We start from the raw sequence: 14625 nt of genomic DNA, 5'->3' as shown, positions 1-14625 counted from the left end.
TCATATCCCAGGGAGGCTGCCATGCCCATCGCGCAATTGATCACCCCCCAGCAATTGGCTGCTCGCCTCGAGCAACCGGGGCTGGTGGTGCTGGACTGTCGTTTTGCACTGGAAGACCCGGACTACGGCCAGCGCAGCTACGCCGAGGGGCATATCGCCGGGGCGCACTTCGCTGACCTCGAGCGTGACCTGAGCGGCCGCGTGGTCAAGGGCGTGACCGGGCGCCACCCGCTGCCGGAGCCGGGCCGCCTGCTCGAGCGCCTGCAACAGTGGGGCATCAATGCCGACAGCGAGGTGGTGCTGTATGACGACGGCCCCGGCGCCTTCGCCGCGCGTGCCTGGTGGCTGCTGGCCTGGCTGGGCAAACGCAGTGGCGTGGCCATTCTCGACGGTGGCCTGAAGGCCTGGCACGCCGCTGGCCTGCCGCTGAGCCTGGATGCCCCGCACACCACGCCGGGGCACCTGCAGGGCAAGCCCGATGCACACTTGGTGGTGACCGCCCGGCAACTGCAGGAGCGCCTGGGCCAGCCCGAACTGACCCTGCTCGATGCCCGCGCGTTGCCGCGTTTTCGTGGCGAAGTGGAGCCCATCGACCCGGTGGCCGGGCATATTCCGGGCGCGCAGTGCGCGGCCTTCACCGACAATCTGGGGCCCGATGGCCGTTTCCTGCCGGCGGACACGCTCAAGCAGCGCTTCGCCGAGAAGCTGGGCGCGCGCCCGGTGGAGTCGCTGGTGGCGTACTGCGGCTCGGGCGTGACTGCCTGCCATAACCTGTTCGCCTTGTGCCTGGCCGGCTACCCGCTGGCGCCGTTGTACGCCGGTTCGTGGAGCGAGTGGATCACCGACGCTCAGCGGCCGCTGGCCAAGGGCGACTGAGCCCCGGCGTCGCGGTAGGCCCGCGGCCCCACGCCGTAGACCTTCTTGAATTGCCGGCTCAGGTGGCTCTGGTCGGCAAACCCCAGCTGCGTGGCCACCGCCAGCGGCAGGCAGCCCTCGCGCAGCAGCGCGCGGGCGCGGGCGATGCGTTGCTGCATCAGCCAGGCGTGGGGCGGCAGGCCGGTAGCCTTGCGGAAGCAGCGGGCGAAATGGAAAGGCGACAGGTGCACCGCGGCGGCCAGCGCCTCCAGTGAAGGCGGCTCGGCCAGTTGCGTCAGCAGCAGGTCCTTGGCCCGGGCGATGGCCTGGGGCTCGCGCCCGATCCTGGTGGGCACCCGCACCTTGGCGTGGCGGGCGAACAGCGCCAGTACCATCTCCCGCCACAAGGTCTGTTGCTCAAGGGCCTGGCCGTTGTGCTCCAGCAGTTGGTGCAGGCGGTAGAAGCCGCTGACCAGGTCCGGGTCGCGGTACAGGGTCTCGCTGAACGACGGCGTGGCGCTGCTGCTGATGTCCAGTTCCTGCAGCAGGCTTTCCAGTCGCGCGTTCTGTGGATAAAACGCCCGGTACAGCCAGCCCTGGTCGTGGCCCTTGCTGCCGGTATGCACCTCGTCGGGGTTGATCAGCACCAGGGTGCCGCTGGGCGCCAGGTGGTCGGCGCCACGGTAGCGATAACGCTGGGCGCCGCTGACGATCATGCCGATGACGAAGCCGTCGTGCACATGGGGCACGAAGCGCTGCTCGATGTAGCGCGCCGACAGCAACTCCACCCCCGCCAGCGGTGGCGTTTGCCAGAAGTGGATCGACTCCTGGCTCATGCCAGTGCCGTCAGCCATTGGGGGATGCGACGTTCCAGGTAGTAAGCGGGCTTGCGCAGGCTGCCCTCGACGAAGCCCACGTGGCCGCCGTGCTCGTGCAGCTCGAAGGTGATGCTGGGCGACAGTTCGTTGGCCTGGGGCAGGCTGTGGCGGAACACGAAGGGATCGTCGGCGGCCTGGATGATCAGCGTGGGCGTGGCGATGGCTGCCAGGTAGTAGCCGCTGGACGAGCGCCGATAGTAGTCGTGGGCGTCGGTGAAGCCGTTGAGCGGCGCGGTGACCTTGCCGTCGAAGTCCCAGAAGGTGCGCAGGTTCTTCAGCGGCCCCAGGTTGCTCAGGGTTGCCAGGCCATCGTGCTTGCCTTCGTGCAGGAAGCGCCGCTGCTTGTCCTTCACGTAGGCCAGCATCTCGCGCATGAAGTGCGCCTGGTACACCTTGGAGAAGCCCATGGCGATGCGGTCGGCGCACTGGTCCAGGCGGAAGGGCACCGAGACCGCAACCGCCCCCTGCAGCTCGCTGTTTGCGCCCACTTCGCCCAGGTGCTTGAGCAGGATGTTGGCGCCCAGCGAATAGCCGGCGGCGAACAGCGGCGCCATGGGCCGGCGGCTGCGCAGGTGGGCGATGACCTCCGCCAGGTCCTCGCTGCTGCCCGAGTGATAGCTGCGCGCCAGCAGGTTGGGTTCGCCCGAGCAGCCGCGCCAGTTCAACGCCACGCTGGCCCAGCCCTGGGCCGCCAGCGCACGTTGCAGGCCGACCACGTAGGGCGAGTTCGACGAGCCGGTGAGTCCGTGAAGGACCAGCACCAGGGGGCTGTCGGCGCTGTGCGGGCCATGCCAGTCCAGGTCCATGAAGTCGCCATCGGCCAGCCACAGGCGTTGGCGTTCACGTTGCAGGGGGGGCTGACGGCGCAACACCGGGCCCCAGAGGGTTTGCAAATGCGGGTTGCCCAGCCCCGTGGCGGGGTGGAAAGGCGCAGCAGCCTGCGCGGTAGACGTGTGCACGGGTGTTTCTTCCTCCAGTAACCCGGCTAAGTTGCCACAATCGTCGCCGCCTGTATCGGCCTATTTATTGCCGGATAGCGGCAGGGGTGGCCGGACTACCGTGGGACCATTGTTTGATGCCCGGGGCGCTGGAGCCCAGTGCATGGCCCACGGCCAGGCCAACGCCAAGCACCACGATGAGGATCGAAAGGTGTGGCGTGCTCATGAAATATCGCCTGGAGGCTTTGCTGGCCAGGACGCGTAGCGCATAGGGCTGTGGCTTGGGGAACATCACGGTTGCACCTCGTGATCGATGGATGACGAGGGGCAGGGTCTTGCAAGCGGGGAGGGTGGAGGGGGTACATATATGTAGCCGCTGCCTGCGGCAGCGGCTACGCGGTTGCGAAAGGCAGTATCAGCCGCGCTGCCACAGGGCGTAGTAGACCTGGCCGGCCTTCTTCTCGCGGTGCAGGCGCCAGTTGCCCGGCAGCTCCAGGGTGGAGGGCGGCGTCTCGCTTTCGGTGTACACCCAGGCGTGCTCGCTCAGCCAGCCACGGGTTTCCAGCAGCGCACAGGCGGCGGGCAGCAGGTTCTGGTGGAACGGCGGGTCGAGGAACACCAGGTCGAAGGCGCTGGCCGCCTGGGTTTCCAGGTAGCGCAGGGCATCGCTTTGCAGCAGCTGGCCGGTGGCGCAGTTGAGCAGGTCGAGGTTGGCCCGCAGGCTGGCGATGGCCTGGGCATTGCTGTCCAGCGCCAGGCCCATGCTGGCGCCACGGGACAGGGCCTCCAGGTACAGGGCGCCGCTGCCGCAGAACGGGTCCAGCACCTTGGCGCCGTTGACGTAGGCCGCCAGCCAGTTGAACAGGGTTTCACGCACCCGGTCCGGCGTGGGGCGCAGGCCCGGGCCGTCGGGGAAGCTCAGCTTGCGGCTGCGCCATTGGCCGCCAATGATGCGCAGCTGGCCCTGGCCGTTGTGTTTCACAGGTTTTGCAGGGGGATGTGCCATTAATGCTCCGGAACGCCCATGGGTTGTTCCTGGGGTTTGTCTGTAGGGGGTGGCAGCGGTTTCTGGGCCACGGTGGGGCCAGCGGTGACAATCACCAGCTTGTCGGCGTCCAGGTGGCGGTTCATGGCGGCCTTGACCTGCTCGATGGTCAGGTCCTGGGACTGCTGCATGAAGTCTTCCAGAAAGCTCAGGGGCAGATTATAGAAGCCAATGGCCCCCAATTGCCCGACGATGCTCGAATTGCTTGCCGTGGACAGCGGGAAGCTGCCGGCCAGCTCGCGCTTGGCGGCATCCAGCTCCTGCTGGGTAGGGCCGGTTTTCAGGTAGTCACGCAGGATGTCCTGCACCAGCTTGAGGGTGGCTTCGCTCAGTTCGGCGCGGGTCTGCAGGCTGATGGAGAACGGCCCGCGGGCCTGCATCGGGGTGAAGCCCGAATAGATGCCGTAGGTCAGGCCGCGCTTTTCCCGCACTTCACTCATCAGGCGGGTGCCGAAGGTGCCGCCGCCCAGGATCTGGTTGCCCATGGACAGTGCCGCGTAGTCGGGGTCGTCGCGGGTGATGCCCAGCTCGGCCAGCAGCATGGTGGTCTGCTTGGAGGGGAATTCGAGGTGGGTAAGGCCGGGCTTGGGCGCCTGGGGTTCGGGCATCAGCGCCAGGGCTGGGCCCTTGGGCAGTGCCGACGAGACCTGCTCGGCGATTTTTTCCGCTTCCTCCCGCGACAGGTCGCCGACCAGGGCGATCACCGTGTTGCCAGCCGCGTAGGCGCGGTTGTGGAAGGCGCGCAGCTGCTGGGCGTTGATGGCATTTATGGACTTGGCGTCACCGTCGCTGGGGTGCGCGTACGGATGGTCGCCGTACAGGCGGCTGAACAGCTCGTTGCCCGCCAGCTTGCCGGGGCTCTGCTTCTGGTACTGGAAGCTGGCCAGCAGCTGGTTCTTGATGCGGGCCATGGAGTCGGCAGGGAAGGTCGGCTTGCCCACCACCTCGGCGAACAGTTTCAGCGCCGGCTCGCGTTTGTCGGGCGCGCTGAGGCTGCGCAGCGAGGCGATGGCCATGTCGCGGTAGGCGCCGTTGGCGAAGTCCGCGCCCAAGCCTTCGAAGCCCTGGGCGATGGCCTCGACGTTCTTGCCGGCTACGCCTTCATTGAGCATGGCGTTGGTCAGCAGGCCAATGCCCGGGGTTTTCTGGTCCTGGCTGCTGCCGGCGGCGAAGGTCAGGCGCAGGTCGAACATGGGCAGCTGGTGCGCTTCGACGAACATCACCTTGGAGCCGGCGGCGGTGCGCCAGGTCTGGATGTCCATCAGGCGGTGGCTGGGCGCCTTGCCGTCCAGTTCCTTCAGGGTCTGCAGGTTGTCCAGCGGCGCCGGGGCTTCGGCGGCCAGCGCCTGGCCGGTGACCAGCGCGGCCAGCAGCGCCACGCCCAGCAGGGCGCGGCGGGGTGAGTTGCGCTTATTCATGCGCCGATTCCTCTGGCAGTACGTGGGCGACGCTCAGGCGCGACCGGGTGAAATAGGTACGAGCAGCGTTCTGGATGTCCTGGGGGGTGACGCTCTTGATGTCATCCAGTTCGGTGTCCATCAGCTTCCACGACAGGCCCACGGTTTCCAGCTGGCCAATGGTGGTGGCCTGGCTGCTGATGGAATCGCGCTCATACACCAGCCCGGCAATGACCTGGGCGCGCACGCGCTCGAGTTCCTCGGCGGTGGGCGGCTTGGTCTTGAGCTGGTCCAGCAGGCGCCAGAAACCTTTCTCGACGTCGGCCAGGGTCTTTTTCTTCTGGGTATTGGGCGTGGCCGACAACATGAACAGGCTGTCGCCGCGGGTGAACGGGTTGTAGCTGGCGGAGGCGCCGGTGACCAGTTCCTCGCCGCGCTCCAGCTGGGTGGACAGGCGCGCGCTGTAGCCGCCGTCCAGCAGCGCCGAGATCAGGCGCAGGGCCTGGGCGTCGCGTGGGTTGGCGGCGGTGGCCAGGCCCGGCACGTTGAAGCCGTAGACCACGCTGGGCAGCTCGGTCTTGACGTGCAGGGTGATCTGCCGCTCGCCAGGCTCGGCCAGCTCCAGCGGGAGCTTGCTGGGCGGCGTGTCGCGCCGGGCTATGCTGCCGAAGAAGCGTTGGGCCAGGGCCTTGACCTGGTCGGGGGTGACGTCGCCGACCACCACCAGGGTGGCGTTGTTGGGCACGTACCAGGCCTTGTACCAGGCGCGCAGCTCGTCGATTTTCATGCGGTCGAGGTCAGCCATCCAGCCGATGGTCGGCGTGTGGTAGCCGCTGGCCGGGTAGGCCATGGCCTTGAACAGCTCGAAGGCCTTGGCGCTGGGCTTGTCGTCGGTGCGCATGCGCCGCTCTTCCTTGATCACCTCGATCTCGCGGCTGAACTCGTCGGCCGGCAGCTTCAAGGTGGCCATGCGGTCGGCTTCCAGCTCCAGGGACACCGGCAGGCGGTCCTTGGCCAGCACCTGGTAGAAGGCGGTGTAGTCATCGCTGGTGAAGGCGTTCTCCTCGGCGCCCAGGTCGCGCAGCACCCGCGAGGCCTCGCCTGGGCCAAGCTTCTCGCTGCCCTTGAACATCATGTGTTCCAGGGCGTGGGACAGGCCGGTCTGGCCCGGGGTCTCGTAGCTGGAGCCGACCTTGTACCAGATCTGCGAAACCACCACCGGCGCGCGATGGTCTTCGCGCACCACGACCTTCAGGCCGTTGTCGAGGGTGAACTCGGTGGTGGGTTGGGGATCGGCGGCCAAGGCGGCAAATGGCAGACAAACCGAGCTGAGCAGCAGGCCGGCGGCACGGCGGGCTAGAGCATTCATTCGTTTTTTAACCTGTCGGACTGCCCGCTTGGTCTTAGCGTCCACGGGCGAGGAGGTGCTAGGATACTGATCCGGTTACCTGGCGACCATGCCTGGTTGCAGAGAATGGCCTGCGGGCTCTCTACAAAATGTTGCGCATGAACGAGCCGGGAAAAATACAGTCTGTTCTGCGTTATTAGAATTTCCTGAGGCGCCGCTCTGGCGCGTCGCTACCTTGAGATAGCCGTCTTCCATGTTTGGTTCCAACGACGACAAAAAGTCCCCCGAAAAGAAAGGCCTGTTCGGCTGGCTGCGCAAAAAGCCTGCGCAAGAAGCCGTCGAGCAGCCCAAAGCCCCTGAAACCGTTGCGCCCGAGACCATCGTCGAGGTAGCGCCGGAGCCCGTACTGGCACCTGTGCCACCCGTGGTGGCGCAGCCTGAACCCGTGGCCGCGCCTGCGCCTGCGCCGGTGGTGCTGGAGTTGCCGGTGCCGGAAGAGCCGGTGGCCCTGGTCCCGGACCTGGAACCCCATGCGCCGCCGCCGATCGCCCCGGTCGCCGAGGCGCCGGTGGTTGTGCCGGTCATCGAGCCAGAGCTTGTGCCTGAGCCGGTAGTGGTCGCGCCCGAGCCTGTAGTCGCGCCTTCGGTGCCTGAGCCGGTGGTGGTTGCGCCTGCGCCAACGCCTGAACCAGAGCCAGCCCCAGCGCCGCAACCAGAGCCGGTTGCCTTCGTCGCCCCGGTGGTAGCGCCTGCACCTGCGCCGGAGCCGGTGGTTGCCGCCCCGGCCCCCGTTGCCGCGGTCGAACCCCAGCTTGCACCTGCCCCGGAGCCAGCCCCGGAGCCAGCCGCCCAGACCGAAGCCGCCAAGGTCGGCTTCTTCGCCCGCCTCAAGCAGGGCCTGGCCAAGACCAGCGCCAGCCTGGGCGAGGGCATGGCCAGCCTGTTCATGGGCAAGAAGGTCATCGACGACGACCTGCTGGAAGAGATCGAGACCCGCCTGCTGACCGCCGACGTCGGCGTCGAGGCCACCTCGGTGATCGTCCAGAGCCTGACCCAGAAGGTGGCGCGCAAGCAGCTGGCCGACAGCGACGCGCTGTACAAGTCGCTGCAGGGCGAGCTGACCGACCTGCTGCGCCCGGTGGAGCAGCCGCTGAAAATCGAGTCGCAGAACAAGCCGTTCGTGATCCTGGTGGTGGGCGTCAACGGCGCCGGCAAGACCACCACCATCGGCAAGCTGGCCAAGAAGCTGCAGCTGGAAGGCAAGAAGGTCATGCTGGCTGCCGGTGACACCTTCCGTGCCGCTGCCGTCGAGCAGCTGCAGGTGTGGGGCGAACGCAACAAGATCCCGGTCATCGCCCAGCACACTGGCGCCGACTCGGCCTCGGTGATCTTCGACGCCGTGCAGGCCGCCAAGGCCCGTGGCATCGACGTGCTGATCGCCGACACCGCCGGCCGCCTGCACACCAAAGACAACCTGATGGAAGAGCTGAAGAAGGTGCGCCGGGTCATCGGCAAGCTCGACGCCGACGCGCCGCACGAAGTGCTGCTGGTGCTGGACGCCGGCACCGGGCAGAACGCCATCAACCAGGCCAAGCAGTTCAACAACACCGTGGCCCTGACCGGCCTGGCCCTGACCAAGCTCGACGGTACCGCCAAGGGCGGCGTGATCTTCGCCCTGGCCAAGCAGTTCGGCCTGCCTATCCGCTACATCGGCGTGGGCGAAGGCATCGACGACCTGCGTACCTTTGAAGCAGAACCCTTTGTCCAGGCACTGTTTGCCGAGCGGGAGCGTTCATGATTCGTTTCGAACAGGTCGGTAAGCGCTATCCGAACGGACACGTCGGCTTGCATGAGCTGAGCTTTCGAGTGCGTCGCGGCGAGTTTCTGTTTGTAACCGGGCACTCCGGTGCCGGTAAAAGTACCCTGTTGCGCCTGCTGCTGGCGATGGAACGGCCCACCTCCGGCAAGCTGCTGCTGGCCGGCCAGGACCTGGGCCAGATCAGCAACTCGCAGATCCCGTTCCTGCGCCGCCAGATCGGCGTGGTGTTCCAGAACCACCAGTTGCTGTTCGACCGCACGGTGTTCAACAACATTGCCCTGCCGCTGCAGATCCTCGGGCTGTCCAAGCCCGAGATCGCCAAGCGCGTGGACTCGGCGCTCGAACGCGTGTCGCTGTCCGACAAGGGCGAGCTCTACCCGGGCGACCTGTCCACCGGCCAGCAACAACGCGTCGGTATCGCCCGGGCCATCGTTCACCGCCCGGCCTTGCTGCTGGCGGACGAACCCACCGGTAACCTCGACCCACGGCTGGCAGCGGAAATCATGGGTGTATTCGAAGACATCAACCGGCTGGGCACCAGCGTGCTGATCGCCAGCCACGACCTGGCGCTGATCGCGCGCATGCGCCACCGCATGCTGACCCTGCAGCGCGGCCGCCTGATCGGCGACGGGGAGGCAGCAGAATGAGCTCCACCCGCAGCCCCAAGGTCACCGACCGCGTAGCCCCCAAGGCCGCCGAGCCGCCACCGTCGAAGCAGCAGAAGCAGCAGGAAGACGACGGCCCGGATTTCGCCACCCTGTTCAAGGCGTGGGTGGAAAGCCACCGCGCCAGCCTCAAGGACAGCCTCAAGCGCCTGGGCAAGCAGCCTATCGGCAGCTTCTTTACCTGCCTGGTAATGGCCGTGGCCCTGAGCCTGCCCATGGGCCTGTCGCTGCTGCTCAAGAACGTCGAGCGCCTGGGCGGCTCGTGGCAGCGTGCGGCGCAGATCTCCCTGTACCTGGACATGAACGCCAGCAACCGCGACGGCGACGCCCTGGTCACCCAGATCAAGGGCCTGAACGGCGTGGCCGATGCCGAGTTCATCAGCAAGGACAAGGCCCTCACCGAGTTCCAGCAGCAGTCGGGCCTGGGCGAGGCGCTCAAGGAACTGCCCGACAACCCGCTGCCGGGCGTAGTGGTGGTGACCCCGCTGGAAATCGACAAGGCCGCGCTCGAGGCCCTGCGTTCGCAACTGGCCGACCTGCCCAAGGTGCAACAGGCGCAGCTTGACCTGGTGTGGGTGGAGCGCCTGGCGGCCATTCTCAAGCTGGGCGACCGCTTCGTCTTCGGCCTGACCGTGCTGCTGGTGTCGGCGCTGCTGCTGGTGGTGGGCAATACCATTCGTCTGCACATCGAGAACCGCCGCACGGAAATCGAGGTCATCAAGTTGGTGGGCGGTACAGACGCCTACGTGCGTAGGCCGTTTCTCTACATGGGGGCGATTTATGGCTTGGGCGGCGGTGTTTTTGCCTGGGGCGTGCTGGCTTTCGGCCTGGATTGGCTGAATGACGCCGTGGTAGGGCTTTCCGGGCTGTATGGCAGTGATTTTGCCTTGGCCGGTGTTCCGTCGTCCGATGGTCTGTCGCTCTTGCTAGGCGCCTTGTTGTTGGGGTATATCGGTGCGTGGATTGCGGTAGCCCGCCATTTGCGAGAGCTCGCTCCTCGGTAATATTTTGAAATATTTCGTGTGCCAGCATTGACCTTTGGTGAAATTAACTTTAGGGAACTTGTTTAGCGGTTCCCGGTCTATGCGTCTGTGCTTTAATGCACAAATTCGTGAGTCGGAGGTTTTTTCGTATGACCACTTCTTTGCAACCTGCGTATGCCTTGGTCCCGGGTCAGAACCTGGAAGCCTATGTGCACACGGTGAACAGCATTCCATTGCTGACGCCGGAGCAGGAGCGTGAACTGGCCGAGAGTCTCTACTATGAGCAGGATCTTGGGGCGGCTCGGCAGATGGTGCTCGCCCACCTGCGTTTCGTCGTGCACATCGCACGCAGCTATTCGGGGTACGGCCTGGCACAGGCCGACCTGATCCAGGAAGGTAACGTCGGCCTGATGAAGGCCGTGAAGCGCTTCAACCCGGAAATGGGCGTACGCCTGGTGTCCTTTGCCGTGCACTGGATCAAGGCGGAAATCCACGAGTTCATCCTGCGCAACTGGCGCATCGTCAAGGTGGCTACCACCAAGGCCCAGCGCAAGTTGTTCTTCAACCTGCGCAGCCAGAAGAAGCGCCTGGCCTGGTTGAACAACGAGGAAGTCCACCGCGTGGCCGAAAGCCTGGGCGTGGAGCCGCGTGAAGTGCGCGAGATGGAAAGCCGCCTGACCGGCCATGACATGGCCTTCGACCCGGCCGCGGAAGCGGACGACGACAGCGCCTTCCAATCGCCGGCCAACTACCTGGAAGACCACCGCTACGACCCGGCGCGTCAGCTGGAGGATGCCGACTGGAGCGACAACTCCAACAGCAACCTGCACGAGGCCCTGGAAGTGCTGGACGACCGCAGCCGTGACATCCTCTACCAGCGCTGGCTGGCCGAGGAAAAGGCCACGCTGCACGAGTTGGCCGAGAAGTACAACGTGTCGGCGGAGCGTATCCGCCAGCTCGAAAAGAGCGCGATGAACAAGCTGAAGGTCTCGATCGCAGCCTGATTCACCCGCTTGATCAAAAAGACCCGGCCATGTGCCGGGGCTTTTTTTTGTGGGCGAAGATGACGCGGCCTGGCGGCCGCTGCTACGGATCGCGTCTTGTAGCAGCAACTGTCTTGTGGGAGCTGGCTTGCCAGCGAGCTTTTATGGCCCCAACAGCTCGCTGGCAAGCCAGCTCCCACAGGATGTAACAGCGGCGGGGCGGCCATCCGCCTAAGGCCGCGTCAGCGGTCACATCGCCCAAGGCGTTGCACTGCGCGAATGGTTGAGGTCGGTCAGGTAGGCCGAACCGCCCAGCTGCCCCATCTGCGTGCGAATCCAGCCGGCGCGGCGGGCCACGTAGGTGCTCGGGTGGCTGGCGCTCCACACGCGCGGGTTGGGCAGCACGGCGGCCAGCAGGCTGGCCTGCTGGGTGGACAGGCTGCCGGCGCCGACGCCGAAGTGGTGGCGGGCAGCCGCCTCGGCACCGAATACGCCGTCGTCCCATTCCACGCTGTTGAGGTACACCTCGAGAATCCGCTGCTTGGACCAGAACGTCTCGATCAGCGCGGTGAACCAGGCCTCCAGCGCCTTGCGGAAGTAGCTGCGGCCCGACCACAGGAACAGGTTCTTCGACACCTGCTGGCTGAGGGTGCTGGCGCCGCGAATGGAGCCACCGCGTTCGTTGTGCAGGAAGGCCGCCTGCATGGCGTCGAAATCAAAGCCCCAGTGCTGGGCGAAGCGCTGGTCTTCGCCGGCGATGACGGCGATTTTCAGCGAGTCGGAGATTTCGTCGTAGGAGCGCCAGCTGCGCTGCAGGTCGATGGGCTCGCCGTCCGTCCAGGACTCGACCTTGCGTTCCACCATCAGCATGGTCCCTGGCGGCGGCACGAAGCGAAACAGCACCACCAGCAGGACGCTGCCGACGACGAACCAGATCGCCACTTTACGCAGCAGGGTGAACACGGAATTGAGCATGGATGACTTGGCCGGGCGCATTGAGCGGGCCATTATACAGACCCTGTGCCAACGAACCGGAGTTCCTGGATGCTGCGACAATTTCTCATGCTGGCTGCCTTTTTCGGATTCACCGGGGTAGGGCTAGGCGCGTTCGCCGCCCATGGCCTCAAGGATCGTTTGAGCAGCGACTACCTGGCGGTGTTCCACACCGGGGTCAACTATCAACTCATTCACGCCCTGGCGCTGCTGGCCGTGGCCGTGCTCAGCGTGCAGGTGCCCAGCCGCCTGGTGAACGCCGCCGGGGTGATGTTCTGCATCGGTATCGTGCTGTTCTCCGGCAGCCTCTACCTGCTGACGCTCAGCGGCGTGCGCGTGTTCGGCGTGATCACCCCATTCGGTGGCCTGGCATTCCTGGTCGGCTGGGCCTGCCTGGGCATGGCTGCCTGGAACCTGGGCAAGGCGTGAGACGAATGGGCCGCGTTTGTGTTGGTCGCCAGCGGCGAACGGGCTAGAATGCCAGCCCCTTTGAAATGATGGCTGCTGCCTGCATGCACATTCAGTTGAACGGTGAATCCTTTGAATTGCCCGACGGCGAGACCGTCGCGGCGCTGTTGACCCGCCTGGAGCTGACCGGCCGCCGGGTCGCGGTGGAACTGAACCTGGATATCGTGCCGCGCAGCCAGCACGAAGCCACTGCCCTGCGCGAAGGCGACCAGGTCGAAGTGGTGCACGCCATCGGTGGCGGCTGACTGCCGCCGCCTTCCACCGCCCCTTCAACCCCCGAGAGGAACGACGATGAGCAATCCGCGTACCGACAAGCCCTTCATCCTGGCTGGCCGCACCTTCGAATCGCGTCTGCTGGTAGGCACCGGCAAGTACCGCGACCTGGAAGAAACCCGCCTGGCCATCGAAGCCTCGGGGGCCGAGATCGTCACCGTGGCGGTGCGCCGCACCAACATCGGCCAGAACCCTGGCGAGCCGAACCTGCTGGACGTGCTGCCGCCGGACCGCTACACCATCCTGCCCAACACCGCCGGCTGCTACGACGCCGTGGAAGCGGTGCGTACCTGCCGCCTGGCCCGTGAGCTGCTCGACGGCCACAACCTGGTGAAGCTGGAAGTGCTGGCCGACCAGAAAACCCTGTTCCCCAACGTCATCGAGACCCTCAAGGCCGCCGAAGTGCTGGTCAAGGACGGTTTCGACGTGATGGTGTACACCAGCGATGACCCGATCATCGCCCGCCAGCTGGCCGAGATCGGCTGCATCGCCGTGATGCCGCTGGCCGGCCTGATCGGCACCGGCCTGGGCATCTGCAACCCCTACAACCTGCAGATCATCCTGGAAGAAGCCAAGGTGCCGGTACTGGTCGACGCCGGCGTGGGCACCGCCTCGGACGCCACCATCGCCATGGAACTGGGCTGCGAGGCCGTGCTGATGAACTCGGCCATTGCCCACGCCCAGGACCCGATCATGATGGCCGGTGCCATGAAGCACGCCATCGTCGCCGGGCGCATGGCCTACCTGGCCGGCCGCATGCCGAAAAAACTCTATGCCAGCGCATCTTCGCCGCTGGATGGTCTGATCAAGTAAGAGCCACCATGACTGAACCGCAAGATACCCCGACCCCGGAAAACGACGACGTGCAGGGCGAGGGCGAGCAGCGCCAACACCGCGCCATCAAGAGCTTCGTGATGCGCGCCGGGCGCATGACCGAAGGCCAGCAGCGCGGCCTGGACCAGGGCGCGCCACTGTTCGTGCTGCCCCTGGCCGACGCGCCGGTGGACTACGACCAGGTGTTTGGCCGCAGTGCCCCGCGCACCGTGGAAATCGGCTTCGGCATGGGCCACTCGCTGCTGGAAATGGCCGCTGCCGCGCCCGACCAGGACTTCATCGGCATCGAAGTACACCGTCCGGGCGTGGGTGCACTGCTCAACGGCGTGCTCACCCAGGGCCTGAAGAACCTGCGCGTGTACGACACCGACGCCATCGAAGTGCTCAAGCGCTGCATCGCCGACAACAGCCTGGACCGCCTGATGCTGTTCTTCCCGGACCCATGGCACAAGAGCCGCCACCACAAGCGTCGCATCGTGCAGCCGGCGTTCGCCGAGCTGGTACGCAGCAAGCTGAAGGTAGGGGGTGTGTTGCACATGGCCACCGACTGGGAGCCCTATGCCGAGTACATGCTGGAAGTGATGAACGTGGCGCCTGGGTATCGCAACCTGGCCGAAGACGGCAAGTGCGTGCCACGCCCGGCCGAGCGGCCGATCACCAAGTTCGAGCGCCGCGGTGAGCGCCTGGGCCATGGTGTGTGGGACCTGAAGTTCGAAAAGCTCGACTGATACCTCACCGTAGCAGCGGCCACAGGCCGCGTCCGGCATCAACACGGTGTTGCGTCGGACGCGGCCTGGGGCCGCTGCTACGGGGTTTGGTTATTTGCGGTCGGCGACTACGCCCAGTATCACCAGCACCACCAACAGCACCGGCGCCAGGCTGTAGTTGTTGAACTGGCTCAACCCCTTCACCACCCACGGCGTGGCATAGATCAGCGCCGCGCCGCTGCCGATGCAGCACACCAGCGCCATCACCGGTACGCGCAATGCGCCGGCGATACCCCCCAGGCGGGCGTCCAGCCAGGCCTTGATATCCGCACCGAACAGCACCAGCAGGCAGCCCACCAGCGCCAGGGCGATTTCCGACAGGTTGCCACGGCTCCAGCGGGACGCCGTAGCCAGCAGGTTCAACACTAATTCCATGGTC

At 65.9% G+C, this 14625-nt stretch carries 17 protein-coding genes; 9 read left to right on the top strand and 8 right to left on the bottom strand.

Translation table 11 applies throughout. The features are described 5' to 3' along the window. Positions 1-21 precede the first annotated feature (21 nt). Complete coding sequence (locus RAM80_RS15575) at positions 22-876, top strand: sulfurtransferase (RefSeq protein WP_416427371.1); 855 nt, start codon at positions 22-24, stop codon at positions 874-876. On the opposite strand, the gene RAM80_RS15570 is transcribed toward RAM80_RS15575, so the two are convergent. From RAM80_RS15570 to RAM80_RS15545, 6 genes are all read right to left on the bottom strand, one after another. Next, entirely contained in the window at positions 849-1709 is an 861-nt protein-coding gene (locus RAM80_RS15570; protein WP_416427370.1) for an AraC family ligand binding domain-containing protein, read from the bottom strand. The genes RAM80_RS15575 and RAM80_RS15570 overlap by 28 nt on opposite strands. After that, complete coding sequence (locus RAM80_RS15565; RefSeq protein ID WP_416427369.1) at positions 1688-2692, bottom strand: hydrolase; 1005 nt, start codon at positions 2690-2692, stop codon at positions 1688-1690. Before RAM80_RS15565 ends, RAM80_RS15570 begins: the two co-directional genes overlap by 22 nt. 64 nt (positions 2693-2756) lie before the next feature. Then, the gene (locus RAM80_RS15560) at positions 2757-2897 is read right to left on the bottom strand and encodes a hypothetical protein (RefSeq protein ID WP_416427368.1); all 141 of its coding nucleotides are present in this window, start codon (positions 2895-2897) and stop codon (positions 2757-2759) included. 189 nt (positions 2898-3086) lie between these two features. After that, a complete protein-coding gene (gene rsmD, locus RAM80_RS15555) occupies positions 3087-3677 on the bottom strand; it encodes a 16S rRNA (guanine(966)-N(2))-methyltransferase RsmD (protein WP_416427367.1) in 591 nt (196 codons plus the stop codon). Further along, a complete protein-coding gene (locus tag RAM80_RS15550) occupies positions 3677-5134 on the bottom strand; it encodes a M16 family metallopeptidase (RefSeq protein ID WP_416427366.1) in 1458 nt (485 codons plus the stop codon). Before RAM80_RS15550 ends, rsmD begins: the two co-directional genes overlap by 1 nt. Next, complete coding sequence (locus tag RAM80_RS15545; RefSeq protein WP_416427365.1) at positions 5127-6482, bottom strand: M16 family metallopeptidase; 1356 nt, start codon at positions 6480-6482, stop codon at positions 5127-5129. Before RAM80_RS15545 ends, RAM80_RS15550 begins: the two co-directional genes overlap by 8 nt. Before the next feature lie 232 nt (positions 6483-6714). Between RAM80_RS15545 and ftsY the strand changes: the two genes are divergently transcribed. The 4 genes from ftsY to rpoH all read left to right on the top strand — a co-directional run bounded on the left by ftsY (position 6715) and on the right by rpoH (position 10932). Further along, complete coding sequence (gene ftsY / locus RAM80_RS15540) at positions 6715-8259, top strand: signal recognition particle-docking protein FtsY (protein ID WP_416427364.1); 1545 nt, start codon at positions 6715-6717, stop codon at positions 8257-8259. Next, entirely contained in the window at positions 8256-8927 is a 672-nt protein-coding gene (ftsE, locus tag RAM80_RS15535; protein ID WP_416427363.1) for a cell division ATP-binding protein FtsE, read from the top strand. Before ftsY ends, ftsE begins: the two co-directional genes overlap by 4 nt. After that, a complete protein-coding gene (gene ftsX, locus RAM80_RS15530; RefSeq protein ID WP_416427362.1) occupies positions 8924-9949 on the top strand; it encodes a permease-like cell division protein FtsX in 1026 nt (341 codons plus the stop codon). Before ftsE ends, ftsX begins: the two co-directional genes overlap by 4 nt. A gap of 128 nt (positions 9950-10077) precedes the next feature. Continuing rightward, a complete protein-coding gene (gene rpoH, locus RAM80_RS15525; RefSeq protein ID WP_027980159.1) occupies positions 10078-10932 on the top strand; it encodes an RNA polymerase sigma factor RpoH in 855 nt (284 codons plus the stop codon). A 228-nt stretch (positions 10933-11160) separates the two neighbouring features. Here the strand turns inward: rpoH and mtgA are convergent, their stop codons facing one another. Next, positions 11161-11886 (bottom strand): monofunctional biosynthetic peptidoglycan transglycosylase, encoded by a 726-nt coding sequence (gene mtgA, locus RAM80_RS15520; protein ID WP_416427492.1) that lies wholly within the window; start codon positions 11884-11886, stop codon positions 11161-11163. A 69-nt stretch (positions 11887-11955) separates the two neighbouring features. Here mtgA and RAM80_RS15515 point away from each other — a divergent pair, with 69 nt between their 5' ends. The 4 genes from RAM80_RS15515 to trmB all read left to right on the top strand — a co-directional run bounded on the left by RAM80_RS15515 (position 11956) and on the right by trmB (position 14207). After that, entirely contained in the window at positions 11956-12333 is a 378-nt protein-coding gene (locus tag RAM80_RS15515) for a DUF423 domain-containing protein (RefSeq protein WP_416427361.1), read from the top strand. Positions 12334-12416: 83 nt separating this feature from the next. Then, a complete protein-coding gene (gene thiS, locus RAM80_RS15510; RefSeq protein WP_416427360.1) occupies positions 12417-12617 on the top strand; it encodes a sulfur carrier protein ThiS in 201 nt (66 codons plus the stop codon). A gap of 46 nt (positions 12618-12663) precedes the next feature. Beyond that, on the top strand, positions 12664-13458 hold the full coding sequence (locus RAM80_RS15505) for a thiazole synthase (protein ID WP_416427359.1): 795 nt from the start codon (positions 12664-12666) through the stop codon (positions 13456-13458). A 101-nt stretch (positions 13459-13559) separates the two neighbouring features. Beyond that, positions 13560-14207, top strand: a complete 648-nt coding sequence (gene trmB, locus RAM80_RS15500) for a tRNA (guanosine(46)-N7)-methyltransferase TrmB (RefSeq protein ID WP_416427490.1) — start codon at positions 13560-13562, stop codon at positions 14205-14207. A gap of 90 nt (positions 14208-14297) precedes the next feature. Here trmB and RAM80_RS15495 read toward each other — a convergent pair whose 3' ends face one another. After that, positions 14298-14621: a DUF3392 domain-containing protein gene (locus tag RAM80_RS15495; RefSeq protein WP_416427358.1), complete on the bottom strand. Its 324-nt coding sequence runs from the start codon at positions 14619-14621 to the stop codon at positions 14298-14300. Positions 14622-14625: the final 4 nt, after the last annotated feature.

The organism is Pseudomonas sp. App30 (genome assembly GCF_047947025.1).
In the GTDB taxonomy this organism is placed as follows: domain Bacteria; phylum Pseudomonadota; class Gammaproteobacteria; order Pseudomonadales; family Pseudomonadaceae; genus Aquipseudomonas.
The sequence above is the reverse complement of the archived record's forward strand: the minus strand, read 5'-3'. Positions and strand labels throughout refer to the sequence as shown.

Excerpts from the sequence above, each read along its gene's own strand:
- RAM80_RS15575 (WP_416427371.1), top strand. The coding sequence starts at position 22 with ATGCCCATCGCGCAATTGATCACCCCCCAGCAATTGGCTGCTCGCCTC.
- RAM80_RS15570 (WP_416427370.1), bottom strand. The coding sequence starts at position 1,709 with ATGGCTGACGGCACTGGCATGAGCCAGGAGTCGATCCACTTCTGGCAA.
- RAM80_RS15560 (WP_416427368.1), bottom strand. The coding sequence starts at position 2,897 with ATGAGCACGCCACACCTTTCGATCCTCATCGTGGTGCTTGGCGTTGGC.
- rsmD (WP_416427367.1), bottom strand. The coding sequence starts at position 3,677 with ATGGCACATCCCCCTGCAAAACCTGTGAAACACAACGGCCAGGGCCAG.
- RAM80_RS15550 (WP_416427366.1), bottom strand. The coding sequence starts at position 5,134 with ATGAATAAGCGCAACTCACCCCGCCGCGCCCTGCTGGGCGTGGCGCTG.
- RAM80_RS15545 (WP_416427365.1), bottom strand. The coding sequence starts at position 6,482 with ATGAATGCTCTAGCCCGCCGTGCCGCCGGCCTGCTGCTCAGCTCGGTT.
- ftsY (WP_416427364.1), top strand. The coding sequence starts at position 6,715 with ATGTTTGGTTCCAACGACGACAAAAAGTCCCCCGAAAAGAAAGGCCTG.
- ftsE (WP_416427363.1), top strand. The coding sequence starts at position 8,256 with ATGATTCGTTTCGAACAGGTCGGTAAGCGCTATCCGAACGGACACGTC.
- ftsX (WP_416427362.1), top strand. The coding sequence starts at position 8,924 with ATGAGCTCCACCCGCAGCCCCAAGGTCACCGACCGCGTAGCCCCCAAG.
- rpoH (WP_027980159.1), top strand. The coding sequence starts at position 10,078 with ATGACCACTTCTTTGCAACCTGCGTATGCCTTGGTCCCGGGTCAGAAC.
- mtgA (WP_416427492.1), bottom strand. The coding sequence starts at position 11,886 with ATGCTCAATTCCGTGTTCACCCTGCTGCGTAAAGTGGCGATCTGGTTC.
- RAM80_RS15515 (WP_416427361.1), top strand. The coding sequence starts at position 11,956 with ATGCTGCGACAATTTCTCATGCTGGCTGCCTTTTTCGGATTCACCGGG.
- thiS (WP_416427360.1), top strand. The coding sequence starts at position 12,417 with ATGCACATTCAGTTGAACGGTGAATCCTTTGAATTGCCCGACGGCGAG.
- RAM80_RS15505 (WP_416427359.1), top strand. The coding sequence starts at position 12,664 with ATGAGCAATCCGCGTACCGACAAGCCCTTCATCCTGGCTGGCCGCACC.
- trmB (WP_416427490.1), top strand. The coding sequence starts at position 13,560 with ATGCGCGCCGGGCGCATGACCGAAGGCCAGCAGCGCGGCCTGGACCAG.
- RAM80_RS15495 (WP_416427358.1), bottom strand. The coding sequence starts at position 14,621 with ATGGAATTAGTGTTGAACCTGCTGGCTACGGCGTCCCGCTGGAGCCGT.